Origin of the sequence: Pseudomonas sp. B19125 (assembly GCF_044218855.1) — a bacterium.
GTDB lineage: Bacteria > Pseudomonadota > Gammaproteobacteria > Pseudomonadales > Pseudomonadaceae > Aquipseudomonas > Aquipseudomonas edaphica.
The window spans coordinates 3,337,418-3,362,028 of the sequence record NZ_CP162589.1; the positions used below are offsets into that span (position 1 = coordinate 3,337,418).

Sequence of the window (24,611 nt, forward strand, 5' to 3'; positions counted from 1 at the left end):
TGGAACGGCCCCGAAGTTAACGTTTTTGTTAACTTCGGGGATGCAGTTTATAGCCGCCAATCCAGTGCCAGTGTGATGGAGCGTGGGTCTCCCCAATACACGCCATTATAAAAACCGACGCGTTCGTAATATTTTTTATCAAATAGATTGTTGACGTTAACTGACGCCGAAACGTGTTCGTCGAATTGATAGCGCGACATCAGGTTGACCACGGTGTAGGCCTGCTGGGTGATCTTGGTGCTTTCGGTGATCAGCCGGCCGTCACTGTCCCGGCCACCGGTAGGGCGTGGGGCAAATTTGTAGAAATCGCTCTGCCAGTTAACCGCGCCACCTACGGTCAACCCGCGCCATTGGCCCGGCAGGCGATAGGCCGTCGATAGTTTCAACAGGTTGAGTGGCTGGTCGGTGTTGTTGCGCTGTTTATCACCATTGACCGAGTGGGTGTAGGTGTAGCCTGCTGTCAGGTTCCAGTCTGGCAGGACCTCGCCCGATGCTTCCACCTCAAAGCCCTGGACCTTGTTGCCTTTGCCGCCCGACTTGTAGAACTGCTCGCGCGTGACCGGATCCGGCGGTGCGCTGTTATCGAGTTCGGCGACGTTATCCTGGGTGCTCCAAAAGTACGCGGTGGCCAGGTTCAGGCGCTCATTGAGCAGGCTGCCCTTGAGCCCGACTTCGTAGTTGCTGCCCACCACCGGCTCCAGGTACTTCTTGCTGGAATCGCGCTCATCCTGAGGGTTGAAGATATCGGTGTAGCTGGCATACACGGTGTACTCGGGGGTGATGTCGTAGAGCAGCCCCGCATACGGCGTCCACATATCGTTGTGGGTCTGGCGAGTTTTGCTCGATTGAGTCAGTTGGTTATTGTCGTTGTACTGCGGCGAGACGCTTTCGATTTCCCAACTGCCATAGCGGCCGCCGAGTACAGCGTGCAGTTGGTCGGTGAGGCTCAGGCGCGTTGCCAGGTAACCGGCTTTCTGTTTTTTGCTGCTGTGTTCGCCTTTGAGGCCGGTGGTGCGGTCGGGGAACTTGGGGATACCGCCCATGTGCCGCCAGTCCTGAATGTTTTCATAACCTTCGGGTGTGCTGTAGCGCTGAAACGGCGATGAGTCTCGCTGCTCGGATTCGCCATACCCTGCCATCAGCTCATGTTCACGGCCAAACAATGAATAGGCCCCGGCAAGGTTGAAGTCCACCACGTCCATTTTCGATGTACCGACCATCTGGTTGGTCCAGGCGTTCATGCCGCTGCCATCCGGGTTGGGGTAGCCGGCGCCGCCGTAGTACACCTTGCCATCAGTATCACTCTGGCGATGGGTGTAGGCCGCCTTGAGTCGCCAGTCAGCGGACAGTTTATGGTCGATAGAGGCGAAGGTGGTCTTGTCTTTGAGTGGCCAGGAACTCCAGTCGGCAGCCATGTTGGCCGAGCGTGACAGTCGCGCCTTGCTGCCATCGCTGTTCCAGTAGGGCAGGGTGCCCCAAGAGGTGCCTTGCACATGTTTGTTCTGATAGTCCAAGCCTACGGCGACCACCGTGTCGTCGGTCAGGTCGCCTTCGAGGATGCCGTAGCCGACCTCCCGTTGCATGGCGTAATTGTCGCGATAGGACTGGCTGTCGCGATAGGCCAGTACCGTGCGTCCACGCAGTCGCCCATCAAACGCCAGGGGGCCGCCCACATCAACGTAGCTGTAGTAGTTGTCATGGCTGGCGCCGCTGACGCCGGCCCTGGCTTGCCAGTCTGCGGTCGGGCGCTTGCGGATCATGTTGACCGTGGCCGAGGGGTCACCCGCGCCGGTAGTCAGTCCGGTGGCACCGCGCACCACCTCGATGCGGTCGTAGATGATGGTGTCGGCATCCGGCTTCATGCGCCCGTAGGTGCTGAGCATGCCGTCGACCTGGTAGTTGCTGATCGAGTAGCCGCGGGAAGAGTAGCCGACCCGATCCGAGTCCAGGTGTTGCACCGTTATGCCTGTGGTCTGGCGCAGCACGTCAGTCAGGGTATTGAGGTTGAAGTCATCCATCTGCTGACGGGTGATCACCGAAACCGATTGCGGGGTTTCCTTGATCGACAGGTTCAGCTTGGTGGCGGTGTTCATCGAACCGGTGGTGTAGGCCCCGGTGTGTTCGGTGGTCGCGCCCAGGCCTTCGGCGGTGATGCTGGTGGCACCCAGCTCAAGGGCGCGTGGCGGGGCAGGCTCGGGGTCGGTTTCAGCCAGCAGGTCCGGGCTCAGCGCGACGCTGAACAGGCCAAGGGTGAGGGTCATGGAACGGGTAAAGGGCGCGAACATCGCGGCAGACTCCTTGTCGTCTTTGCGGCCTTCTCAGTAAGAGAAGGCCTTGGCTCAAAGACGAAAGGGCGCGCGGAACTTTAGGCTTAAACGAGAATGATTGTTATCTTTCTGTTACAAGGCTCACGCTATTTAGCAACCACTTCGGAGGCGTCTGACTTCTTCGGTTTGATCAGACTGAAATCAATCAAACCCTTTTTCTGGCCGATGTAAGGGTCACCAATCAGCAACGGGCGTGGCTTGAAGCTGTCGTTCACCAGGCTCTTGCTGCGGTCCCATTCATCGAAGCTCAGCCCGGCCAGGTCGGCCCAGGTGTGGATCAACTGCGAGCTGCTGTAAGGCCGCTGCAAATCGCTGGCAAAGCTCCAGTCATGGGTTTCGCGCCATTTCGGCGAGGCGTAGGCCATAAACGGGATGGTGTACATCGGCGCCGTCGGTTTGCCTTCGTTACGGCCCAGGGTACTGTGGCCGGCCGAGTCGAACACATCTTCGCCGTGGTCCGAGAGGTACAGCAGAAAGCCGTTCGGGTCGGTCTTGGCGTAATCCTTGATCAGGCTCGACACCACGAAATCGTTGTACAGCACCGCATTGTCGTAGCTGTTGTAGGTCGGCAACTGATCATCGCTGATGCCGGCCGGTACGCCCTGGCGATCGGTGAACTTGTCGAAGGTTGGCGGGTAACGGTACTGGTAGCTCATGTGAGTGCCCAGCAGGTGCACCACGATGAACTTGCGCTCGGCGGGGTCGGCCAGGGCCTTGGCGAACGGTGCCAGCACGTCGCCGTCGTATTGGCGGGCGTTCTGGTTGCGGTTGTTGTTGAGGTACACCTGCTCGTCAGCCTGCTCGGAAAAGGTGGTGAGCATGGTGTTGCGCTTGGTCATGGTCTGCTGGTTGGTGATCCAGTAGGTCTTGTAGCCGGCCTGTTTCATCACGCTGACGATCGAGGGCGTCTTCAGGTACAGGTCCGGGTTCTCTTCGTCGGCAAACGTCAGCACCTGCTGCAGTGCTTCGATGGTGTAGGGCCGCGGAGTAATGACGTTGTCGAACACCGCCAATTGGTCGCGCAGCTTGTCCAGTTCCGGCGTGGTGTTGCGCGGGTAGCCATAGAGGCTCATGCGCTGACGGTTGGTGGATTCGCCGATTACCAGCACCAGGGTCGACGGCTGGTCGGCCATGGTGTCCTTGAGGTTCTTCAAGGGCGGGATCTTGCTGGCGCTGGTGAGCATGCCCTGCATGCTGTTGAGCTGTTCGGTGTAGCGACGGTAGGCAACGATCATCTGCCATGGCACGGCCGGTTCGACGCGGCTTTCGAAACCGTCGATGGCCAATTCCATGGTCGGGTTGGTTGCAATCTGCTTGACCAGCGGGTAACCGATCACGGCCAGCACAATGGCGGTGGCTGCCAGCAGCGCCTGGCCACGCGGCAGGTAAACCGGGCGCAGGCGGGTCCACAGGAATACGGCTACTGCGGTATGGGCGATGAATGCCAGCACGATCCACCAGGCGAAGTACTGGGTCGCGTATTCGCCGGCTTCAGAGATGTTCGACTCGAACATGATGAAGATGACGCTTTGCGAGAATTCCTGCTGGTAAATGAAGAAATAACCCAGGCTGGCCATCGAGCACGCCCACAGCACCACGCCGATCAAGCCCGCGAGCAAGCGCGTGCGCTTTGGGAACAGCAGCATCGGCGCGAGCCAGAACGCGCTCAGGAAGAAGGCTTGGCGAAAACCACTGAAACCGGAGGTGCCGGTCAGTTGGATCAGGAGTTGGGTAATACCCGAGAAATACCAGAAAAACAGGAACAACCAGCCAAGACCGGCCCAATCAAAGCCTTTCGCAGACTTGGTGCTGCGTTTGAACATCGCCATCCAGTACTCCAACCCGATAATTGCTCAGTCGCTGCGCAGGAATGCGCGCGACAGTGGGCCGCCGCGTGTGCGTGGCCCTATTCGGCGGGAGTATCGGGAGGAGGATGTGAAAACTTCGTGAGTTATTTCTGAAGGCTTTGTTCAGCTCAGGTTCAGCAAAGTGCAGGCTGGGTGCCGGATGCCTGATTGACCTGTGCTTGAAGGTGTGCGCGCAGACGCAGAACCTCCTGCTGCAGTTGATCGCGTTCTTCTTTTAATTGGCGCAATTCATCGCGACGCACGCTCACGTAGAGGGTCTGTGGCGGTCGGGTCATCTGTGCTGTGCTCATTGCTTACCTCGCAAATAGCCGGTAGATCGCGGTGCCGGAACGCGTCAATCGAGGTTCTCGGCAACAGTCGAAAGCAATTCTGAATTCTTTTTCGGGGCAATGGAACTTTTTTATTTTTGGTGGTCACTGTGACTTTTTCAGCGGTGATGCTGAAACGATGGCGTTTTTTTGTCATGAAACTACACCGATCCGCTCTGGACTAACCCTCATTAGCCTCATTGCGCTATAAACTATGTCACACATTTATTTAGTAGTTAGGAGCATCAGCACATGCAACTGGGGATTATCGGACTAGGCCGCATGGGCGGTAACATTGCGCGGCGCCTGATGCTCAATGGGCATACCACCGTTGTTTACGACCGTAACGAAGCATTCGTCAAAGGCTTGAGCGAGGAGGGCGCCACCGGCGTCGCCGACCTGAAGGCCCTGGTAGCCGGGCTGCAAAAGCCGCGCGCTGTGTGGGTGATGTTGCCGGCAGGCGCGCCCACCGAAGACACCATTAATACGCTCAGTGAGTTGCTCGAAGACGGTGACGTGATCATCGATGGCGGCAACACCATGTACAAAGATGACATTCGCCGAGCCAAGGCCTTGTCGGAAAAAGGCCTGCATTACGTTGACGTCGGCACCTCCGGCGGCGTCTGGGGCCTGGAGCGCGGTTACTGCATGATGATCGGCGGCGACGTCGAGACCGTGCAGCGCCTCGACCCGATTTTCGCCAGCCTGGCACCGGGCCTGGGCAGCATCCCGCGCACCAAGGACCGTTCGGCCTCTGCCGACAGCCGTGCCGAACACGGTTACATCCATGCAGGCCCAGCCGGTTCCGGGCACTTCGTGAAGATGATCCACAACGGCATCGAGTACGGGATGATGCAGGCCTTTGCTGAAGGCTTCGACATCCTCAAGACCAAAAACTCGGAGAACCTGCCGGAGCACGAGCGCTTCGACCTCAATGTTGCCGATATCGCCGAAGTCTGGCGCCGTGGCAGCGTGGTCTCGTCCTGGTTGCTGGACCTGACCGCCGACGCGTTGGCCACCGACCCGAAACTCGATGGCTACTCCGGTTCCGTGGCCGACAGTGGCGAAGGCCGCTGGACCATCGAAGCCGCCATGGAGCAAGCCGTGCCGGTACCGGTGCTGTCCACCTCGTTGTTCGCCCGCTTCCGTTCCCGTCAGCAGAGCACCTACGGTGACAAAATGCTGTCTGCCATGCGCTTCGGCTTTGGTGGCCATGTGGAGACTTCCAAAAAATGACCGCTAACGGCAAGAAACCCAAGGCCGAACCCGCTCCACCCACTACCTTGTTTCTGTTTGGCGCCCATGGCGACCTGGTCAAGCGCCTGCTCATGCCGGCGCTGTACAACCTGAGTCGTGACGGGCTGCTGGGCGACGGCCTGCGCATTGTCGGCGTTGACCACAACGCTATCAGTGATGCCGACTTCGCCAAGAAACTCGAAGACTTCATTCGCACCGAGGCCGCGAGCAAAGTCCGGGGCAATGCCGAAAACGCCCTGGACCCCGCGTTATGGGCGCAGTTGGCCAAAGGCATCAGCTACGTCGAGGGCGATTTCCTCGACGACAGCACCTACGCCGACATCGGCAAGAAGATCGCCGACAGCGGCACCGGTAACGCGGTGTTCTACCTGGCGACTGCACCGCGCTTCTTCGGTGAAGTGGCGCAGCGCCTGGGCAGTGCCGGCTTGCTCAACGAGACCGATGATGGTTTCCGTCGTGTGGTGATCGAAAAACCCTTCGGGTCGGACCTTGCCACCGCCGAAGCGCTGAACGCGTGCCTGCTCAAGGTGATGAGCGAGAAGCAGATCTATCGCATCGACCATTACCTGGGCAAGGAGACGGTGCAGAACATCCTGATCAGCCGTTTCTCCAACGTGCTGTTCGAAGCGTTCTGGAACAACCATTACATCGACCACGTGCAAATCACTGCGGCGGAAACCGTCGGCGTCGAAACGCGGGGTAACTTCTTCGAGAAAACCGGCACCCTGCGCGACATGGTCCCCAACCACCTGTTCCAGCTCCTGGCGATGGTCGCCATGGAGCCGCCGGCGGCGTTTGGCGCTGATGCGGTGCGCGGTGAAAAGGCCAAGGTAGTGGGTGCGATCCGCCCGTGGTCGTTGGAAGATGCGCGCGCCAACTCGGTACGCGGCCAATACAGCGCTGGCGAAATTGGCGGCAAGTCGTTGCCCGGTTATCGTGAAGAAGCCAACGTTGCGCCTGATAGCAGCACTGAGACGTTTGTCGCCCTCAAGGTGATGATCGACAACTGGCGTTGGGTCGGCGTGCCGTTCTACCTGCGTACTGGCAAGCGCATGAGCATCCGTGACACCGAAATCGTGATCTGCTTCAAGCACGCGCCGTATGCGCAGTTCCGCGACACGGATGTGGATGAGCTTAAGCCCACCTACCTTAAAATCCAGATCCAGCCAAACGAAGGTATGTGGTTCGACCTGTTGGCCAAAAAACCCGGGCCGGCCCTGGAAATGGCCAATATCGAGTTGGGTTTCGACTACAAGGACTTCTTCGAAATGCAGCCGTCGACCGGGTATGAAACCCTGATCTACGACTGCATGACCGGCGACCAGACCTTGTTCCAGCGCGCCGACAACATCGAAAATGGCTGGCGTGCGGTGCAGCCGTTCCTGGATGCCTGGAAGCAGGATGACGCGATTCAGGCTTACAAGGCCGGAGAAGACGGCCCCGCTGCCGCCGACGAGTTGCTGGCCCGCGATGGTCGCACCTGGCATAGCCTCGGATGAGTGATGCAGCGATTCATCCCATCCAGTTGGTGCTCAGTGATGTAGACGGGACCTTGTTGCATCCTGACCATAGCCTTAGCCAGCGCACTGCCGATACTGTCCGCGCGTTGCGTGACGCGGGGGTATTTTTCAGCCTGGCCAGTGGGCGGCCGCCCAAGGCCATGCTGCACCTTATCGAAACGTTCGGTATTGATGTGCCGGTCGCGGGTTTTAATGGCGGCACGTTGATCAACCCGGATGGCAGCATCCTGGTTGCCCATCATCTGCCGGCAGAGGCGGCGTTGGTGACACTGGCGCTGTTTTCGGCCGAACCGGATGTGGAAGTCTGGGTGTTCGCTGACGGCGATTGGCTGCGCCGTGATCCGCCTGGGCCGATGATGCAGCGTGAAGCCGATGGCTTGGGCTACGGGCCGGTGGTGGTGGAGAGTTTTGAGCCGTACCTGGACCGGGTCGACAAGATCGTTGCTGCCAGCAACAACACGCAGTTATTGGTGGAGCTGGAAGCGCAGTTGCAGCCCAAGGTGCAGGGCCTGGCGCAGGTATCACGCTCGCAGCCGGTGTACCTGGATGTCACGGCCATGCTCGCCAACAAGGGCGAGGCCTTGAAAACCTTGGCCGCGCACCTTGGTGTGCGCATGGAACAAACGGCAGCTATCGGCGACGGCGGCAATGACCCGGCGATGTTTGCAGTGGCGGGTTTGTCGATTGCGATGGGGCAGGCGGAAGAAACGGTCAAGCGCCAAGCCAGTGTTGTGACCGGCAGCAATGTCGAGGACGGCGCAGCTGAAGCGATCGAGCGCTTTATTCTCGTACCGCGATAAGCCGCTTACGTTGTGATGCTCAACTTCCGATCATTGTTATACAATGATCGGAAGTTACTGCCGCGTCTTACTTGGGCATGGTCCACGACAACAACTGATGGCCATCTTTGTCGAGTTCGGCACGCGCCTGCAACAACAAATCCTCAAGTTGAGTCGGATCGGTATAAGTACTCGAAGACAGCTGTTTGCTGCCGATGCGGGTATTGGTACAGTCGATGACGCTCAGGCTGAGGGCGCCGTTGCCATCGTGCCAGGCCACGCACTGAAAGGGCTGGAAGGCACGGTCTGCGATCAAAAGAGCTTCGTTGATGCGGAGCGGGGCGTTCATGTGGGTCTTCTCTCTAAATGCCCAGTCATTTAAGTACCGTCGGTTGGGCGAGCCAGACGGTGAGTTACTTGTACTGATGCACGATGGCAGGGTACGGGTCACATCTTAGATCAAGAAATTTCAACTTTTCGTGATTGGCGTCATGTAAGCGGCTGTTTTGAAAGCGCATTGAGTGTGGCGGTCGCGCCTGATTTTTTGGCCCCAGCGACGCCGAGATGGCTTTGTGCCCAGACTTATAGCGAAATAATACAAAGGCTGCGTCAATAACTTGCTAGTGTTAGCGCCAGGCCGCACAAACCGTTGTTTATAAATAACTTTAACAATTTTGGCGCCAAGGAATAGTCATGGTTGTTACACCTGTCCAACGACGCTTGCTTGTAGTCGACCCGTGCGACGACTGCCACCAGCTATTGCCTGGTTTGCACAGTGCGGGGTGGGAAGTGGACAGCTGCACGCTCGGCGCCGTAGGCGACAGGTCGTGCGATGTGGGGCTGTTGCGCCTGCAGCCCTATCACCTGGAGCGCCCGGAGGCCGTCAAGGAATTGATCAGCCGCAGCGGCACCGAATGGATCGCGGTGCTCAGCCAGGATGTACTACGCCTGCAAAATGTCGGTGATTTTGTCTGTGAATGGTTTTTTGACTTCCACACTTTGCCGTTTGATGTGGCACGCGTGCAGGTCACGCTAGGGCGTGCATTCGGCATGGCCCGCTTGCGCGGCAAGGGCCACACACTGATCGACGCGCAGGAACACGAGCTGCTGGGCGACAGCCGGCCCATTCGTGAGCTGCGCAAATTACTCGCCAAGCTGGCACCTACAGAGTCGCCGGTGCTGATTCGCGGCGACAGCGGCACCGGCAAAGAGCTGGTGGCCAAGACCCTGCATCGCCAATCCCAGCGTCATGCCAAGCCCTTTGTCGCGATCAACTGCGGTGCCATTCCCGAGCACCTGATCCAGTCCGAACTGTTTGGCCATGAAAAAGGTGCGTTCACCGGCGCGCATCAGCGCAAGGTCGGGCGTATCGAAGCGGCCCACGGTGGCACTTTGTTTCTCGATGAGATCGGCGACTTGCCAATGGAACTGCAAGCCAACTTGCTGCGTTTCCTGCAGGAAAAGCAGATCGAGCGCGTCGGTGGCAGCCAGCCCATCCCGGTGGATGTGCGGGTGCTGGCGGCGACCCACGTGGACCTGGAAGCGGCGGTTGAGAAGGGCACGTTTCGCGAGGACTTGTATTACCGGCTTAATGTCCTGCAGGTGATAACCGCGCCGCTGCGTGAGCGGCATGGCGATGTGGCCATGCTGGCCAACCATTTCTCACGTTTCTACAGCCAGGAAACCGGGCGCAGGCCGCGCAGTTTCAGTGAGGATGCTCTGGTTGCCCTGGGCCAACACCCGTGGCCGGGCAACGTGCGCGAATTGGCGAACCGCGTGCGCCGTGGCCTGGTATTGGCAGAAGGGCGTCAGATCGAAGCCGGTGACCTGGGGTTGCAGTGCGAGCAGGCAATTGCGCCACCGATGGCTACACTGGAAGATTACAAGCACCGCGCTGAACGCCAGGCGTTGTGCGATGTGCTCAACCGGCACAGCGATAACATGAGTATCGCGGCCCGCGTGCTGGGCGTGTCCCGGCCGACGTTCTACCGGTTGCTGCACAAACACCAGATCCGCTAGGGCGGGTAAACCGAAAAGCCCCGCAACGACCCTTATCGTTGCGGGGCTTTTCCTTGCTGCCTGGGACGCTCCGCGTCCCACTACTGCTAAAAGTAATACGGGAATTTCAGGCTGAACGTAAAGTCCGGCGCATCATCGGTCATCCCAATCGACAGGTTCGGTACGATCGTCAGGTTATCCGACGCCGCAATCGTCATGCCCACGTTGAAATACCCGGCGTTGGCATCGCTGGACACCACCGATTGCCAGTCCTGGCCGCTCTGCTTGACCTTGCTTTTACGTTGCACCAGGTCAGACACCGAGAACGACATGCTCATCTTCTCATTGAGCGCGAAGGCCACCCCGACACCGAGTTGGAAGCTGTCACCCAGGCTGACTTTGCCAGGGATCTTCTGATTGAGATTGGGGCTGATATCGCTGAACGAGTCTTCGAAGTTATGGGTGTAGGAGAGCGAGCCGAACAGCACGGCGGGGTCGAACGTCTTGACCAGCGAAATACCTGGCGTGACCGACCACACCCCGTTGCCGGTCGGCAGGCTTTCCGGCACGGCGAGGTTGTTATTGCTGGCTTGCTCGATCAGCTTGATGCCATAGGGTTCCTTGCCGGTCGGTGCCTTGACCCGCAGCGACACCACCGCATCCGGCAGGCTGGCGCTCTCATCGAGGAATTTATAGGCGATGCCGAAGTTGACATCACCAATGGTTGGGTCGCGGCTGACTGAGGCTTCCGACGTATTCTTGGCATCGCCGCCGGCGCCACCGGACTGGTAGGTCGCTTCGCGATACACCACCGGTACGTTCAGGTCGAACTGCCAACGGTTGTCCAGGTTGTAGCGGCCGGTGAGGTCCAGGGTCCAGCTGTCCGACTTGATCCGGTCCAGGTTGATATTGCCCAGGAAGATCGAGTCCAACGCCAGAAAGCCGTTGAGTGACAATTGGCGCGCGTCGTAGCGGGCATAGGTGAGTCCGGTTTCAAAGCTGAACTTGCCATTGCCAAAAAAGCCGCTGGCCTCGTTGTACAAGTTGCTCACACTTTGTGCCGGGGCGGAATCGTCCTTCAGGCTTTGCCCGTACGAGCTGTTACCGGCTGCACCGCCGGACGCTGCGCCCGCGCCGACGCCGGCCACTGTCGTACCGCCTTTCTGGAAGTCTGCAGGCGACTTGGCCAGGCGTTTGGGCGTAGGTGTTGCGGGCTGATCTTCCACTTGCCTTACGCGTTGCTCCAATACGGCCAGTGCTTTTTGCTGCACTTCATAACGTTGCTTGAGCTCCAGCAGTTCCTGCTTCAGTGTTTCGATATCGGCATCCGGCGCGGCGTACAGCACCGAAGCGGGTAGGAGCGTACTCAAACAAATCACGGCACGTAACGATAAAGATCGATGCATGAAATAAGCCGTCCCTTTCTAATGCGTAAGTGTCGAGGCTCAGCGTAGTTCAATAACCGGAGGGGCGTAGGCCTTTGAGTTGATCCAGGTTCAGGTTCTGCGTGATGTTGTTCAAACCGTTGTTGCCCATGACCACATTAAGGTGGGTCATATTGTTCACGAAGTTGCTGTTGCCCTGAATAACCGTGCCTTGCAGCACATTACCGGCACCGATTTGCTGCACCACATTGCCCTGATTGTTATTGGCCTGGAGCGCCATTTGCAGGCCACCGTTTTTAGCCGTGACCGTCACTTGGCCGGCGGCTGTGCCTCCGGTGATCGGCTGGCCGGCAATCAATGCCTGACCCGACTGCACGTAGTTGGCGGGCGCCAGGCCGTTTTTCGTCACGTTGATATCCACGCCGTTGTTGGCCGTGTTGCCATCGCCCGCTGCGCGCACGCTTTGCGTGACACCCTGGCCGGTGCCGAGGCCGGCACCGCCGACGACGGTGCCCTTGCCGTCAGGCTGTTTGATCACGCCGGTGCCGTCGTTACCGGTGATTTGCACGTAGAATTGCGGGGTGACGGTGGAAGCGTTGACTTGCATGTCGGCGGTGCCGGTCACGGTCGCGCCGGCGGCATTGGTCCAGGTGCTGCTCATCACAATGCCAAAGCTGATAATCCGCCCGGGCATCACATAGCGCCCGCGCAACTCGGCCATTTCCGCGTCCTTGAGCTCGATCGGCTTAAATGCCGAAGAAGCATAGGCAGGTGCTGCGGCTGCCAGGCACATGACCGTCAGCCAGCGTCGAGTGTTCATCGTTTGCTCCTGGAGCGTCCTGCTCCTTATTGCGCTTCTAGAAGAAGTCGCTCTGGATAAAACCGAAGTCCATCAATTCACTGTCGCGTACCGGGCTGAACTCGTTGAACTGGTTCTTGGCCGTCAGCGGCGCACGGGGTGTGAGCAAGGCGTTGGCCTTGTCGTAACCCTCACCGATCACCGCGAACACGATGCCGTTCCAGCCCTTGACGAAATCGTTCTTGGCATAGCGCTTGTTGCCCAGCACGGGGTCGCCGATATACACCCAGTCTTTGTCGGCCCGTTGCAGCACGACAAAGTGCTTGTAGCCACGAATGTCCAGCAACACCACCACCGGCACTTTCACGGTGACGAGTACCTCAGGCGTAATCCGGTAGCCCTTGGCGCGCATGTGGATGCTTTCCAGGTAGCGCTTCATGTCGAGCATTGAGAAGCCTTGGGTGCGCACCAGGTTCTGGTCGGCATTGACCAGCATGCCCTTGATCACGTGGTCTTCATCCACGTCCATCCAATAGGCTTGGCGCAGGATGGTTGCCAGCGCGGCGGCGCCGCAGCTGAAATCGGTTTTTTGTTCCACCAGGTTGGCGAATTTGCGCTCGCGGATGCTTTCGACCTTCTTGTACACCACCGCGCCGTTTGGCATGACAACGGCCATTTGCGCCGCCCAGGTCGGGCCGGTGAGTGCGAACAAGAGGAGGGCAGCTGTGAGGCGCATGATCGTATGACCTGCTGGACACTGGAAATAAAAAGGGCCTTGTTGCCAAGGCCCGATCTGAATCAGAAGCGAGTGATTGCTACGTTGTTCTGACCTTGGTTGTTGCTGCCCGACAGAACGTTGGAGTTCGACACCCCAGAGCTGTAGTTCATCGAGTTGTTCACGCTGGCGTTGTTGACCACCGGTTTGGTGCTGCCCCAGCCGTGGCCGCTGGCCAGGTTGAGGGTCAGGTTGCCCGACACATCCTGCACGCCAGTGACGGCTGCAGCACCGCTGTCGCCATTACCCGAGGCAATTGCAACGCTGTTGCTGCCTTGGTTGGAGGTGCCCGATGCGGCGTTCAGCTGAATCACGCCTGAAGCGTGGTTGCCACTGTCGTTAAGGGAAGCGTTGTTTCTAGTGCCGCTGTTGGCCACAAAGTTACCGGTGTTCGATTGAGCGGTACCGGTGGCGGCGAATACGAAATCCGCATCCCCGGAAACGATGGCAACGTCGTTTTTGCCTTGGTTGTTGTCGCCGCTCAGCACGTTGCCGTTGGCCACGCCACTGATGTTGTTGTAGGAATCATTGGCCGAGGCGTTGTTTTTGGTTTTGTCATTAAGTACCACGTTGCCATGGTTGCTCTGACCGTCCTGTGTGGTCGCAGCAGCCGTGGTAGGCGCGTGATAACCGCCCGCTTGAGCAGCAACAGCCATGAGCGCAGCGAGAGCAAAAGCCAGTGGTTTAAGAGCCATTGAAGTTTTCATGGTGTATCTCCTTGCTTCTAATTAGTTGGTTAAGTGTTGGTACGGTCTAGCTATGGACTCAGCTCCATCAGTTGAGTCGTAAGTTCAGGGTGTTAGCCACTCGGTTCCCCACCCCGGCGCTCTGGTTGACCTGAACCACTCCACGGCTGCCGGTGAAGGCCTGGTCGCTGGTAACGACCTGGCGGCTGCCAGTGGTAGGGGTCAACCCTGAGTCGGTTGCAAGCGCAACGTTTTGTTGCGACATGACGCTGTCGTCGATGCTTTGCGGGCCAGCACTCACGCTGATGCGCACGGCATTGATCATCTGGTTCTGGGCCCCGGCGGACTGGTTGACACTCAGTGCACCGTTGCCATTACTGAAGGAGTTGCCCTGGATCGCAGCATTGGCGTTCAGGGAGCGGTCGGTGGGCGCGCCGCTGATTTTTTGCGTGACGGCGATGTTCGCCCGGGCATTGTGGCCCACCGCAATAGCGACGTTGTTGCTCAGTTGTTGCTGGTCACCCGCGGCCTGGTTGATCGTCACCACACCGTTGTACTGCTGGCCCGAGTTATCAATGGTTGCGTTGTTATTGCTGTCGGCCATCGCCGCCGTGCAACCGAGCGCTGCTAGAAGCATCCAGGAGTGGTTCATTTCATTGCTCCCCCCACCATGCCGCTGATGTTGTTCAGAGGGGCGAGCCCGCTGGATATCGCACCGTTGACCGTGCCTGCAATACCGCTGCCGCTACTGCCGTGGCCGGCTGCTCCCGCTGCGCCGAGGTTGTTGGCGCCACCGAGCGAGTTCAAACCGGTAATGTCACCGTTTGGCATGATGCTGCGCGTAATGCTGGAACCGCTGCTGATACCGGCAATGTCGTTATCGCTGAGCTCATGGTTCATGGCGCGATTGACTTGGGCCGATGGGTTGGCATTCACGGTATTGGGGTAGGGGTCTTGGCCGCGTGAGCGACCGATTGCATAAGGTTGAACCTGGCGTTCAACCACGATCACACCATCACCGGCCGCAAGCACTGGAACGCTCACGCTGGCACTCAGTGCACAGCTGATCAGCAGGAGGCTCAGTGAGCCCTTATTGTGTGTGTCCATGGCAGTGTTCCTTGTTCTTCACGCTGACCCTAAACAGCGTTATCAGGAACAGAGCAGAACGCGTGCCGCTTTTTATTTATTGTTTATATTCAGAGGGTTGGAGATAAAACGAGGCAAAGTGATGGCGGTGCTGTTTCAGGGTTGAAACAGTGTCGCCGTCAAGGGGCATGCCCGGCCCCGCCTCAAGGGTGTCTCAGCGATGTAACACTGCACGTGACAAAGCCATGAATGCGCACCGGGCGGGCGATTCAAGCGAGGGAGGTGTTTCAAAAATGGACACTTGGGCGCGAGCAAACTCGCCGTTGCCGGCTGGCAGACTCAGCCCTTGGGGGCTTTACGCGGTATGGAATTGAGGACCGTGTTGCCGTCCTGGTTCTGGGTCAGGTAGACCGGCAGTACCTTGGGCAGGGAAGGCACGAGGTTGTTGACCTCGTTGATGTTGTAGATGCCGCCGATGCGAATCGCCCCGGTACTGGCATCTGCCAGCATCACCGGTTTGTTCAGGTAGCGGTTGATCAGCGGCAACGCGTCCGTCAGGGCCAGGTTGTCGAGTACCAGTTTGCCCTGGCGCCAGGCCAGGGTTGAATCATTGGGGTTAATCGCAGCGATTTGCGGGGTGGCATCGCCCAGGTTGTAAGTGGCCTGCATGCCTGGGGTAAGGGGCACGCTGGCGTGCTGCTTGTCACTGGAAATCTGCACCGAGCCTTCAAGCAACATCACCCGCACCTGGTCTTCATATTTCCAGACGTTGAACTGAGTGCCGGTCACCCGAACCTGGCCTTCGCCCGCCTTGACGATAAACGGGTGAAGGCGGTCATGGGTGACTTTGAAAAACGCTTCGCCCTTGTTCAAGGTTACGCGGCGTTCATCCTTGTAATGGCTGTAGACCAGTTCGGTGCCCAGGTTCAATTCAACCAGGCTGCCGTCGCCGAGGGTGACTTTGCGCAAGCCCGTGTCGGCTTCGAAATGCTCATAGGAACTGGGCAACCAGCCCGCTTCCCAGCCGGTAAAGGCGGCCAGCGGCAGGGCGGCGAGGCATATCGCGGCGGCCACCGCGTAAGTGCGCAAGCGGCTGCGCGGTTTTAACGGCAGCACAACCGCAGCAGGTTCGCTGCGTGGCAGGTGGTCAGCCACGTCCCAGATTTCCAGCATGGCCGCATACTCAAAGGCATGCAGCGGATGGGCGTCGTGCCATTGTTCAAAAGCCCGACGCTCGCCCGCCGAGCAATCACTGGCATGCAGGCGCATGCACCAATGCGCGGCGGCATCGGTGATCGCGTCATAGTCGTCTTCTGAAAGGGGCTGTTGAGTCATTAAACCGTCCTGATTTCCCACATTCTAACCTCCCAAGGCGGATGGCGAGAACAGCCGTCATGGCGATTGCACATCAATTGGAACTTATTCTCGTTTGGAAACATCAGAAAACACAGGACACGAGTCCGTCATTCCCACAATGGAGAACGAATATGCTGAAGAAAACCTTAGTCGCCCTGTGTGCAACCACCGCACTGCTCAGCGCCGGCGCCGCCCTGGCCGATAAGCCGGGCGCGGGCTGGATCACCATCGAAAAAGCCATTGAAACCGCCAAGACCAAGGCCGGCTATGTCGAGGTCTACAAAGCCGAAGCCGATGACAACGGTTACTGGGAAGTCAAAGGGCGCAAGTCCGATGGCATCGTGTATGAAGCGCGTATCGATGGCGCCTCCGGCAACGTTCTGCGCGATCAGAAAGACTGACGCGACTGGCGGGGGCTGCTCAAGCCCCCGGATCCAAAACACGACCCAAGTGCGTAATCAAGTAAGTCACTGAGTCGGCATTGGCCAAAATCGTGTCAATGCGTTTGTCGGCGTTACTCATGAAGACGTCGCGGGCATCCTTGAGGTCCTTGGTGCCGGTGGTGTTCAGGACTTTTTGTCTAACGTGAGCCGTTGCAGTGTCAGGCCCATAGTCTTCCCATTGCGCCGAGTAATCATCCCAGGTCTTGAACAGCATCGTCGCGGGCGTCATGGTGGAGAGCGCGGTTCTTTGCAGGTCCTCCAGGGTTGTTTTGAGTATCTGGGCGCCCGGTTTGGCCGCGTTGATCAAGTCGGTGAACGGCCGCATCGAGTCAAGATAGGCGATGTCTTCAGTCTCGAGCTTCAAGTGCGTCAGTTCGTGAATCAGGGTACTCGCCCTGGCGTGGGCGCAGAGGTCAAAAGGTGAATTCAAACGGTTCTGGTAACTGTCCATACCTGGATCAAAGAACCGATTGAGCAGGTACAGCTTGCGCTCCCTGTCTTCAGGAATGACAAACGCGTATTGGTGCGCTGCACTGACACGGCTGGTCCCACTGACAAAACGCTTGGAGTCGGCACTGGTCAGGGTCGGATCGCTCAGTTCATCCAATATCAGGTCGACTATTTTCTCGACTCTGCTCAACTGGCCAGGTGTCAGGCTGACGACACCGAATAATTCACCTAAAAAGCGGCCTGCCCGGCTATCGGGCGCACGCTGTTTTGCAAACTGAACGATGTTGCGTTTGCAATTGACGGTGTAATAGATCGCAACGTTTAACCCTTCTGTGATGACTTGGGCTTTCCAACTCGAGAGTGCGGCAATTTCGCGCATGCCCGTCGCCTCGATATTGATCGCTGCCCGTTCGCCGGCCCGCGTGTGCATGCGCGACATGATTTTGCCATATCGCGGGTTATGCAGGCTGAGGTCCAGCACCCATTTACCTTGTGAATTACGGCCCACATACGCGCCCACATGCTTATCCTTGGACAGGCGCCAGCGCTCGGCGGTTTTCTTCACCGCGTACACCTTGCCTGCCAGTGGCACATAGTCTTTCAAGCTCGCCTTGTCCATGTACACATGGCTGGAAGCACTCTGTTCCAGGTCCTTCAATGCGACATCGTGAGCTTCGAAAGGCTGCAACCCGGTACGCGCGGGTGCGGTGATATCCAGGGTCGTCAGGTGGGGGGCCGCGGGCAGGGTTTCGTCTGACAGGTTGGCTTGTGATACTTCCGTTTCGGTAGGCGGCGGGGCTTCGGTGCCCTCAAGCTCATTGTGCAGGGCGGCCAAATGAGCCACGCCGATGATGAAATCCTTCAGGCCGGCCTTCCACTGATGCAACTGCAATGCATCGGCTGAACGTTTGAACATTTTGTAGCTTCGCCACACCGCCAGCGGATACGCGAGTTTTCCTGCCATGAACTGAGCGGCTGCGGGGATGCCCTCGCGCAGCAGGTAGATGACCCTGTCCCAGAGCGATTTCGCGCCTTTCTCGAATTGGCAGGCGAGCATTTTGAGCAATATCTGCGTGTTGTCGTCGAACAGGTAGTGAAGGGCATTGCCGGTGACGACGGTCGAGGCCAGGCGGATATCGAGGGGGCGATGACGGTTGTTTTGCAGCAAATTGCGGTAGGTTGCCTGATGCGTCGCCTCCAGGTGCAGCACCACCCAGTCCTGAAGCTCTCCAGGCTTGGTCAATTCATCCAGCAGCGCTTGCTCGTTCGCATACTCCTTGAGTGTATGGTTTTCGCTGTAGGGCGCGTACAGCACCAGCGGCCCAGCGCTGCGGGTTGTGGGACCAATCAAGTACATCCCCAGCACCTTGGCCAGGGAAGCACCTTCGGTGGCAATCAACTCCAAGGGTCTGAACATTGCCGTTGCCCCGTCGAGCTCAGCCCGCGCCAGTGCGTCCGGCATGTCGAATACCTGCTGAACATGGCTCAGTGCCTGCGCCGTCAGCCGCTCCTGCAGCCTTTGCTCATGGGCGTATTGCAGGGTTTGCCAGGGTAACTGTCGGCAATACAGGCCTCGGCGTTTACGGCCTTCATCCGTGTTAGCGTCCAGGTGGCTTTGCAACAACTTCTGGTAAGCGCTGTTCAGGTCCAGTTGGCGCACCATTTGCACCACGGCACTGGCATCCAATGTGGCCGGCAAGGCAGTCGCGTTGCGTGAGCGTGGGCGGATGTTTTCGGCGTCCAGGTCGGGCCAATGCCGCAAAGCAAAGTCGGTCAGGCTGCAGACATTCACGTCGAGCGCCTGATGCAACGGGATCATTACATCATCGGGGTTCAGTGGCTGTTCGGGATAGCGTGCCTTGAGCAACGCCAGAAGTGCCGTGTGCGCATGCTTGCCGATAGCGGTGATGCCATTGAGGTAGTCTTTTTCGTCAGGCGCACTGTTGTGATACTGCTCAAGCAGCTCGGCTTGATGAAGCTGATCCTGAGGGGGTGCCAAACCCAGCCAGACGGGCAGAGCCTGTTGATGGGTCATGGCACTCGCCACCGCCCTGGCCCGTGCAAGGTTGGTCGGCGCGGCGTGTTCCAAGGCCGTTTCAATGTGGTTTTGCAAGGCGCGAGCGGCCCATTTGCTCGCAAGCAATTGGTCGATACCGTCCATGACGAAATCGCTGTAGGTTTTCAGACGATTATCCAGCAAGTTGTCGTCAATGCGTTGCAGTGGCCCCAGACCATATGCCTGATGCGGCGCACGCAAGGAAATAGCCAGGTTTTCCAACAGGGGCAAGCGCTTGATCGGGTGCTCCAGGCGCTGACTCATCTCCTCGCGCAAGGCTTGCACCGAGGCGAATACCTCATACCCGCGCCGAGGCGTCCAGAGCACCGCCTGGCCCGAACGCTGCGGGTCGATGCCTCCGCGTTCAGTCAGCACAAACAGGTTGGCAAGCGCATGGGCGGTGTCGGATGTGCCAATGTTCAGTGTCAAGGTGTAGGCGTCCGGAAGAAAGCCGTTCAGGCCGTGGCGGGTCAAGCGCACAAGGCTGTCGGTGCGTAGAACGGTGTCAATCACCGCCTGGTTGCTGGGCGACAGTGTTTTACCCAGCAGTCTCAGTTCGGCTTCACTGCGCAACCCAAGCAGCATCGAGTGCGCCTGTTTTTTGCTCATGTTGCTGAGGAACAGCAATGGAAGCTGGCGCATCTCGTGGTTGGCAAACACCTTCAAGACTTGATCATTGATCATGTTGAAAGTACTCAGGGTCATGCTGGGTAACTTCTGCGCCAGATGCGGCTCGAGCTTGCTGTAAAACCCGCTTGTGACACTGTTGGGAACGCGCGAGGCTTCATCGCTCAGGCGTTCAATGAAGTGTTCAACCATGCTCACAGACGTCAACGAAGGACGCTCTTCGCGCTCTTGGGCGCGGGTGGGATAAGTGTTGATATAGACCTCGTCGGCCTTGAGCGCCAGGCGTTGTGATTGCATTTCTGCATTCAGGGCGAGGGTGACCATTGAGCGTAATGTCGGCTGTTGTTTGCGCTCTGTGGCCAGTGCATCTTCAGTGGCACTGAGGCGCCGTAGCTGCACCTTGGCGTGCTCTGCCCGCACGGTGGATGGCCGGTCGTTGCCGCTGGTGACCGGGTGCGCCGTCCAGCGCCCTGCGGTTTCCAGCGTTGCGAGGCGGCTGTCCAGCATCGTGCGTATGTCCAGTGCGCAATCGAGCAGCGCATCCAGATTTATCTGGCCATCACTGCGTCGGTAAAGGTCCAGTGCGTGGTTCATATTACTGATCTGCTTGCCCGCAATGTCTTCGACCATGCCGGCAAAAACGTCACCCGCAATGGGTTGGGCGGCGATGTTAATCTGATCCAGGCCAATAAAGGTGTCGCGCTCATCCAGCGACAGGAAATTGAGCAGTTCATCTTCGTGGCCAGCGGCCTTGAGCATGCTCAATAGCGTGTCTTTGAGATCTTCCATGTCTTTGAGTACTTGTACCCCACGCGACTGCGTGTACAGGTAGGCGTGGCTCTCGCTGATCAATAGCGTGCTGGCCAGTTCCACATAGTGCTGGTAGGGCGCATGCAGGCGTACTTTTTCCACGCTTAGTTCGTTGGCGTGGGCGTTGCGGGCGCCTTGGTCTGGTAGAAACAATGCCTGAAGGGTGTGGCTTTCGTCGGCGTTGAGAATTTGCGCCTGACGCTTGAGCAAGACATCCAGGCGAAATTTATCCGCCATGACCTGGGTGAAGAGTTTCAGGCGTGAGGTTTCGTTGCCGATGTCCTCGTTCCAATAAGTCTTCAGCAGGCTGTCCAGCAGTTTTGACAAGCTGCCGGATGTTTCTTTGATCAGGGTTTCCCAGTACTGCTGATCTTGTTCGCGTTCTACCGGGGTGAAGGCGCTGGTGACGTGTTTCGGGTTGAAATATTCACGGATCTGGTCCTGGGGCCAGGCATGTCTCACATAAAACTGCAGGAACGCTTCGCTCAATGGCAGGGAATTGACCCAGCGTCGCTGACCGCCTGCCGGGTCCTGGATAAAAAAATCGACCCGTGTATCGCGTTGATCCAGGTTGGGAAAGTACGAGCGCGCCATGATGCTGAGCAGCGTGTCAAGCATGCCGTACAGCGTGGGCGTCGTCTGCAGTTGCTCCAGTACGACGCGCACGTTGTCTTGCTGGCAGGCCTCCAGGGCTTGCTCCTGGTCTTGCATGACGGCGCCTTCGACAAGGGTGGCGGTCAGCGTTATCGGCGTACTGGCGGGCAAGGCGTTGCGCTGTGCAATCGACAGAAAGCTCAGCAATTGGACACGCTGCACCGCATCCGCCAGTTGCTCGGCGACGTCGACCAGCAGGCTGGCGTGGTCGTCAAACACCTGAATACCACCATAAGGCGTGTAAAGCAGTGCTTTGCCGTCGTCCGGGGCAGGGCTCATCAGAAAGGCGCCGGCAAGTGGAAAAGGCGGCTGGCCCGATACATTGATCAGCAGTCTTTCGACGCGCATGGGGTAGGTTTGCCGTTCGGGGTCGTTACGTGCGGCATCGCTGGCTTGGTACACCGTGTGCAGCCAATCGAGGTCTTTGACGGTCAGCCCCAGCGCGCGCTCACGGTCGGTCGGCGCGTTTCTTTTAATCGGCAGCAGGAATTCGTCAAAAAAATATGCGGGGGTTACGCCGGTCATGGGCTTGCTCCGTTAAGTAGGGGAGTGACAGGCTAGGGAGGCGTGACCGGAGGGCGGGGGTAACTATTGAGGCCCGTCGCAAGTTGACAGCAGGCACAGTGCGTGGTGTTTAATCGAACACTTGAATGTCCATTCGTTGCCTCTCCTAATCATAAAAACGCCATCATAAAAACGGAGCTTCAAATGTCTGCGCAGTCTCCGACAGTTGCCAAGGCTTCAACCGCAATCGGCTTCACCGAGTTAGTGGCCCTGCTACAACAGGTTTTTGTGCGGCACGGTACGTCACCGCAAGTGGCGGCGATCCTTGCGCACAATTGCGCCAGCGCTGAACGTGACGGCGCGCATAGCCACGGCGTGTTTCGCATTCCAGGGTATGTGTCGACGCTCAACAGCGGCTGGGTCAATGGCAAGGCGGTGCCCGTGGTTGAGGATGTGGCCTCAGGCTTTGTGCGTGTGGATGCCGATAACGGCTTTGCCCAACCAGCACTGGAGGCCGCGCGCTCGCTGTTAGTGCGCAAGGCGCGCAGCGCCGGGATCGCGCTGCTGGCGATTCGAAACTCCCATCACTTTGCGGCTTTATGGCCCGATGTCGAACCTTTTGCCGAAGAAGGTCTGGTAGCGCTCAGCGTGGTCAACAGCATGACCTGCGTGGTGCCCCATGGCGCGGATCGACCGCTGTTCGGCACCAACCCTATTGCTTTTGCCGCGCCGCGCGCCGATGGGCCACCCATCGTGTTTGACCTGGCCACCAGTGCCATTGCCCATGGTGACGTGCAGATCGCAGCACGCAAGGGCGAGCGTTTGCCGCCGGGCATGGGCGTGGACAGCTTGGGCCAACCGACCCAAGATCCGAAAGCCATTCTTGAAGGCGGCGCGCTGTTACCGTTCGGCGGCCACAAGGGGTCAGCGCTGTCGATGATGGTCGAGTTGCTGGCGGCGGCGCTGACGGGCGGCAATTTTTCGTTCGAATTCGATTGGGCCGATCATCCCGGCGCGCGCACACCATGGACCGGCCAATTGCTGATCGTGATTGACCCCGGCAAAACCGCCGGGCAAGGCTTTGCCGAGCGCAGCCAGGAACTGGTGCGACAGATGCATGCGGCGGGGTTGCGGCGGTTGCCGGGGGATCGACGTCATCGCGCACGGGCGAAGTCGCAGGAAACAGGCATCGAGATTGATGCGCAGGAGCTCAAGCAGTTGCAGGCACTGGCAGAAGCATAAAAGGGGCTGCGCTATCAGCGCAGCCCCTGTGGTTTAGCCGCGACGACCCAACAAAAGGCCGACCACCAGGCCAAAGCCTGCGGAAATGGCCACCGTCTGCCATGGATGGCCACCGATATAGTTTTCGGTGGCGTCCACCACCGGTTTGCTGCGTTCACGCACGTTGGACACCGAGTCCAGCGCTTGCTTGAGCTTGATAGCGACCTGCTCACGCAGCGTTTCACCTTCTTCGCCTACCAGCGAAGCGCTGCTTTTGAGCAGCTTGTCCGACTCTTCGATCAAGGCCGTCAGTTCACTGAAAGCTTGATCCTTGATTTGATCTTCGACAGCTTGGGCGGCAGTTTTGCGGGCCATTGTGTGACTCCTTGCGAGTGAATGTGGCAGTGAACAATGGAGTGTCGGGCTTGGCTAAAAGTTGCAGTTTTTTTGCCGTGAGCGGCTTACGGGCAAAATCCGGATCAGGATATTTCGACCTACAGTGTAAGATGTCACCTATTTGTGCAGCAGGTAATTCAACATGAGCTTCAATCTGGCCAACAAAACCCTTGCCGAACGCGCCGAACTGGAAGATGAAAAGTCACGCCTTTACGATCTGTGGCAAACCAACCTGGGTAAGGCCAAGGGCGAAGCTGCGCGTTTGTTCGGCGAGCGTGCCAAGCGTAAGGGCAAGTGGGCCGAATGGGTCCGTGCCGAGCTGGACGGCATGTCGCCGCCGGAGTTTTCCAACATGGTGCGCAGCGAAGTCAACAAGCTGATGGCCGCCGCTAAGTAAAGCTGGCCACAATCGCTTCACGCACTTTGAGTAACAGCGGATCCAACTGCGCCTGGGTACGCCAACCCAGCTCCACCGGGTAGCGTGGCAACGCCAGTGGGCAAGTCAGTACGCGCAAGCCGGTCATCTGCGCAATCGCTTCGGCAGCATGCCCGGGAATCGTCGCCACCGCCGCGCTGCCCTTGAGCAAAAACGGCAGCCCGGCAAAGTGACTGGTGGACGCACACACCTGGCGGCTCAACCCTTTAGCCGCCAACCCTTCATCGGTAATCCCGATAAACCCGCCCGACGACACCAGTACATGTTCGCGTGCCACGAATTCCTCCAGGCTGATGCCGTCTTGGCCCGGCGCCAGGCTGTGTGGGTCGACCAGGCAGCGGTAATCGCCTTCGCCCAGCACGTGCCGGCTCAACCTGCGCTCGGCAAAGCCGCCGGCGGTGATCGCCAGGTCCAGGCTGCGCTCGAGCAGGGCGCCTGCCACGATTTGGCTGTGGGTCTGGCGGAAAATCACCCGCAGATTCGGCGCGCGCCGGGCAATTTCGGCCATCAGCCGCCGGCCATGGGCAATCTCGAAGTCATCGGACATGCCCAACACCACCGAGCGGCCCTGATAGTTCGGGTTGGCCGGGTTGATCATTGCCAGGCTCTGCCGACAACGGTCCAGTGCCTCGCTGATCACCGGTTTCAACTGATTGGCACGCAAGGTCGGCGCCAGCCCACGCCCGGTGCGCACGAACAGTGGGTCGCCGTACACGTCACGTAACCGCCGCAGGCCGGCGCTGATCGCCGATTGCGTGACGCCCAGGCGCAAGGCTGCGCGGCTGGCGCTGGACTCGTCGTGCAAGGCTTCGAAGGTTTTCAGCAGGTTCAAGTCAACTTGGGCGATATTTATTTGGCTCATATCATTTA

General features: G+C 58.6%; 21 protein-coding genes. 7 read left to right on the forward strand and 14 right to left on the reverse strand.

What is annotated here, in order from left to right; translation table 11 throughout:
* Nucleotides 1-47 precede the first annotated feature (47 nt).
* The 3 genes from AB4P96_RS15190 to AB4P96_RS15200 form a co-directional block, all read right to left on the reverse strand.
* Nucleotides 48-2,285 (reverse strand): TonB-dependent siderophore receptor, encoded by a 2,238-nt coding sequence (locus AB4P96_RS15190; protein ID WP_017138118.1) that lies wholly within the window; start codon nt 2,283-2,285, stop codon nt 48-50.
* 128 nt (nt 2,286-2,413) lie between these two features.
* On the reverse strand, nt 2,414-4,156 hold the full coding sequence (locus AB4P96_RS15195) for a phosphoethanolamine transferase CptA (RefSeq protein ID WP_017138119.1): 1,743 nt from the start codon (nt 4,154-4,156) through the stop codon (nt 2,414-2,416).
* Nucleotides 4,157-4,308: 152 nt separating this feature from the next.
* Nucleotides 4,309-4,470 (reverse strand): DUF6026 family protein, encoded by a 162-nt coding sequence (locus AB4P96_RS15200; RefSeq protein WP_017138120.1) that lies wholly within the window; start codon nt 4,468-4,470, stop codon nt 4,309-4,311.
* A 285-nt stretch (nt 4,471-4,755) separates the two neighbouring features.
* On the opposite strand from AB4P96_RS15200, the gene gnd reads away from it, so the two are divergent.
* The 3 genes from gnd to AB4P96_RS15215 are packed head-to-tail and all read left to right on the forward strand — an operon-like array spanning nt 4,756 to nt 8,080.
* On the forward strand, nt 4,756-5,739 hold the full coding sequence (gene gnd, locus AB4P96_RS15205) for a phosphogluconate dehydrogenase (NAD(+)-dependent, decarboxylating) (protein WP_017138121.1): 984 nt from the start codon (nt 4,756-4,758) through the stop codon (nt 5,737-5,739).
* Entirely contained in the window at nt 5,736-7,259 is a 1,524-nt protein-coding gene (zwf, locus tag AB4P96_RS15210) for a glucose-6-phosphate dehydrogenase (protein ID WP_017138122.1), read from the forward strand. Before gnd ends, zwf begins: the two co-directional genes overlap by 4 nt.
* Entirely contained in the window at nt 7,256-8,080 is an 825-nt protein-coding gene (locus AB4P96_RS15215) for an HAD family hydrolase (protein WP_099549302.1), read from the forward strand. Before zwf ends, AB4P96_RS15215 begins: the two co-directional genes overlap by 4 nt.
* Nucleotides 8,081-8,147: 67 nt before the next feature.
* Here AB4P96_RS15215 and AB4P96_RS15220 read toward each other — a convergent pair whose 3' ends face one another.
* Nucleotides 8,148-8,408: a hypothetical protein gene (locus AB4P96_RS15220; protein ID WP_395599729.1), complete on the reverse strand. Its 261-nt coding sequence runs from the start codon at nt 8,406-8,408 to the stop codon at nt 8,148-8,150.
* Between the two features lie 344 nt (nt 8,409-8,752).
* On the opposite strand from AB4P96_RS15220, the gene AB4P96_RS15225 reads away from it, so the two are divergent.
* Complete coding sequence (locus tag AB4P96_RS15225; RefSeq protein ID WP_017138125.1) at nt 8,753-10,078, forward strand: sigma-54 dependent transcriptional regulator; 1,326 nt, start codon at nt 8,753-8,755, stop codon at nt 10,076-10,078.
* A gap of 86 nt (nt 10,079-10,164) precedes the next feature.
* Here the strand turns inward: AB4P96_RS15225 and AB4P96_RS15230 are convergent, their stop codons facing one another.
* The 7 genes from AB4P96_RS15230 to AB4P96_RS15260 all read right to left on the reverse strand — a co-directional run bounded on the left by AB4P96_RS15230 (nt 10,165) and on the right by AB4P96_RS15260 (nt 16,123).
* Complete coding sequence (locus AB4P96_RS15230) at nt 10,165-11,463, reverse strand: transporter (RefSeq protein ID WP_017138126.1); 1,299 nt, start codon at nt 11,461-11,463, stop codon at nt 10,165-10,167.
* Between the two features lie 49 nt (nt 11,464-11,512).
* Nucleotides 11,513-12,262: a hypothetical protein gene (locus tag AB4P96_RS15235; RefSeq protein WP_017138127.1), complete on the reverse strand. Its 750-nt coding sequence runs from the start codon at nt 12,260-12,262 to the stop codon at nt 11,513-11,515.
* A gap of 37 nt (nt 12,263-12,299) precedes the next feature.
* Nucleotides 12,300-12,977, reverse strand: a complete 678-nt coding sequence (locus tag AB4P96_RS15240; protein WP_017138128.1) for a C39 family peptidase — start codon at nt 12,975-12,977, stop codon at nt 12,300-12,302.
* A 62-nt stretch (nt 12,978-13,039) separates the two neighbouring features.
* A complete protein-coding gene (locus AB4P96_RS15245) occupies nt 13,040-13,723 on the reverse strand; it encodes a hypothetical protein (protein WP_017138129.1) in 684 nt (227 codons plus the stop codon).
* Between the two features lie 67 nt (nt 13,724-13,790).
* Entirely contained in the window at nt 13,791-14,354 is a 564-nt protein-coding gene (locus AB4P96_RS15250) for a hypothetical protein (protein ID WP_017138130.1), read from the reverse strand.
* A complete protein-coding gene (locus tag AB4P96_RS15255; RefSeq protein WP_017138131.1) occupies nt 14,351-14,809 on the reverse strand; it encodes a hypothetical protein in 459 nt (152 codons plus the stop codon). The genes AB4P96_RS15250 and AB4P96_RS15255 overlap by 4 nt, the downstream gene beginning before the upstream one ends.
* 318 nt (nt 14,810-15,127) lie before the next feature.
* The gene (locus AB4P96_RS15260) at nt 15,128-16,123 is read right to left on the reverse strand and encodes a FecR family protein (protein WP_017138133.1); all 996 of its coding nucleotides are present in this window, start codon (nt 16,121-16,123) and stop codon (nt 15,128-15,130) included.
* A gap of 152 nt (nt 16,124-16,275) precedes the next feature.
* Here AB4P96_RS15260 and AB4P96_RS15265 point away from each other — a divergent pair, with 152 nt between their 5' ends.
* Nucleotides 16,276-16,545: a PepSY domain-containing protein gene (locus AB4P96_RS15265; protein WP_017138134.1), complete on the forward strand. Its 270-nt coding sequence runs from the start codon at nt 16,276-16,278 to the stop codon at nt 16,543-16,545.
* Nucleotides 16,546-16,564: 19 nt separating this feature from the next.
* Here AB4P96_RS15265 and AB4P96_RS15270 read toward each other — a convergent pair whose 3' ends face one another.
* Nucleotides 16,565-21,709: a dermonecrotic toxin domain-containing protein gene (locus AB4P96_RS15270; RefSeq protein WP_395599730.1), complete on the reverse strand. Its 5,145-nt coding sequence runs from the start codon at nt 21,707-21,709 to the stop codon at nt 16,565-16,567.
* Between the two features lie 183 nt (nt 21,710-21,892).
* On the opposite strand from AB4P96_RS15270, the gene AB4P96_RS15275 reads away from it, so the two are divergent.
* On the forward strand, nt 21,893-22,930 hold the full coding sequence (locus AB4P96_RS15275; RefSeq protein ID WP_099549307.1) for an Ldh family oxidoreductase: 1,038 nt from the start codon (nt 21,893-21,895) through the stop codon (nt 22,928-22,930).
* A gap of 33 nt (nt 22,931-22,963) precedes the next feature.
* Here AB4P96_RS15275 and AB4P96_RS15280 read toward each other — a convergent pair whose 3' ends face one another.
* Nucleotides 22,964-23,284, reverse strand: a complete 321-nt coding sequence (locus AB4P96_RS15280; protein ID WP_017138137.1) for a YqjD family protein — start codon at nt 23,282-23,284, stop codon at nt 22,964-22,966.
* Nucleotides 23,285-23,447: 163 nt separating this feature from the next.
* Here AB4P96_RS15280 and AB4P96_RS15285 point away from each other — a divergent pair, with 163 nt between their 5' ends.
* On the forward strand, nt 23,448-23,702 hold the full coding sequence (locus AB4P96_RS15285) for a hypothetical protein (RefSeq protein WP_003190904.1): 255 nt from the start codon (nt 23,448-23,450) through the stop codon (nt 23,700-23,702).
* On the opposite strand, the gene AB4P96_RS15290 is transcribed toward AB4P96_RS15285, so the two are convergent.
* Complete coding sequence (locus AB4P96_RS15290) at nt 23,695-24,603, reverse strand: LysR family transcriptional regulator (RefSeq protein WP_099549308.1); 909 nt, start codon at nt 24,601-24,603, stop codon at nt 23,695-23,697. The two genes, AB4P96_RS15285 and AB4P96_RS15290, sit on opposite strands and share 8 nt — an antisense overlap.
* Nucleotides 24,604-24,611 lie beyond the last annotated feature (8 nt).

Bases quoted from the DNA above. Each gene is read 5' to 3' on its own strand.
- AB4P96_RS15225 (WP_017138125.1), top strand. From the start codon at position 8,753: ATGGTTGTTACACCTGTCCAACGACGCTTGCTTGTAGTCGACCCGTGC.
- zwf (WP_017138122.1), top strand. From the start codon at position 5,736: ATGACCGCTAACGGCAAGAAACCCAAGGCCGAACCCGCTCCACCCACT.
- AB4P96_RS15215 (WP_099549302.1), top strand. From the start codon at position 7,256: ATGAGTGATGCAGCGATTCATCCCATCCAGTTGGTGCTCAGTGATGTA.
- gnd (WP_017138121.1), top strand. From the start codon at position 4,756: ATGCAACTGGGGATTATCGGACTAGGCCGCATGGGCGGTAACATTGCG.
- AB4P96_RS15190 (WP_017138118.1), bottom strand. From the start codon at position 2,285: ATGTTCGCGCCCTTTACCCGTTCCATGACCCTCACCCTTGGCCTGTTC.
- AB4P96_RS15275 (WP_099549307.1), top strand. From the start codon at position 21,893: ATGTCTGCGCAGTCTCCGACAGTTGCCAAGGCTTCAACCGCAATCGGC.
- AB4P96_RS15260 (WP_017138133.1), bottom strand. From the start codon at position 16,123: ATGACTCAACAGCCCCTTTCAGAAGACGACTATGACGCGATCACCGAT.
- AB4P96_RS15230 (WP_017138126.1), bottom strand. From the start codon at position 11,463: ATGCATCGATCTTTATCGTTACGTGCCGTGATTTGTTTGAGTACGCTC.
- AB4P96_RS15195 (WP_017138119.1), bottom strand. From the start codon at position 4,156: ATGGCGATGTTCAAACGCAGCACCAAGTCTGCGAAAGGCTTTGATTGG.
- AB4P96_RS15285 (WP_003190904.1), top strand. From the start codon at position 23,448: ATGAGCTTCAATCTGGCCAACAAAACCCTTGCCGAACGCGCCGAACTG.
- AB4P96_RS15265 (WP_017138134.1), top strand. From the start codon at position 16,276: ATGCTGAAGAAAACCTTAGTCGCCCTGTGTGCAACCACCGCACTGCTC.
- AB4P96_RS15255 (WP_017138131.1), bottom strand. From the start codon at position 14,809: ATGGACACACACAATAAGGGCTCACTGAGCCTCCTGCTGATCAGCTGT.
- AB4P96_RS15240 (WP_017138128.1), bottom strand. From the start codon at position 12,977: ATGCGCCTCACAGCTGCCCTCCTCTTGTTCGCACTCACCGGCCCGACC.
- AB4P96_RS15290 (WP_099549308.1), bottom strand. From the start codon at position 24,603: ATGAGCCAAATAAATATCGCCCAAGTTGACTTGAACCTGCTGAAAACC.
- AB4P96_RS15200 (WP_017138120.1), bottom strand. From the start codon at position 4,470: ATGACCCGACCGCCACAGACCCTCTACGTGAGCGTGCGTCGCGATGAA.
- AB4P96_RS15235 (WP_017138127.1), bottom strand. From the start codon at position 12,262: ATGAACACTCGACGCTGGCTGACGGTCATGTGCCTGGCAGCCGCAGCA.
- AB4P96_RS15245 (WP_017138129.1), bottom strand. From the start codon at position 13,723: ATGAAAACTTCAATGGCTCTTAAACCACTGGCTTTTGCTCTCGCTGCG.
- AB4P96_RS15280 (WP_017138137.1), bottom strand. From the start codon at position 23,284: ATGGCCCGCAAAACTGCCGCCCAAGCTGTCGAAGATCAAATCAAGGAT.
- AB4P96_RS15250 (WP_017138130.1), bottom strand. From the start codon at position 14,354: ATGAACCACTCCTGGATGCTTCTAGCAGCGCTCGGTTGCACGGCGGCG.
- AB4P96_RS15220 (WP_395599729.1), bottom strand. From the start codon at position 8,408: ATGAACGCCCCGCTCCGCATCAACGAAGCTCTTTTGATCGCAGACCGT.
- AB4P96_RS15270 (WP_395599730.1), bottom strand. From the start codon at position 21,709: ATGACCGGCGTAACCCCCGCATATTTTTTTGACGAATTCCTGCTGCCG.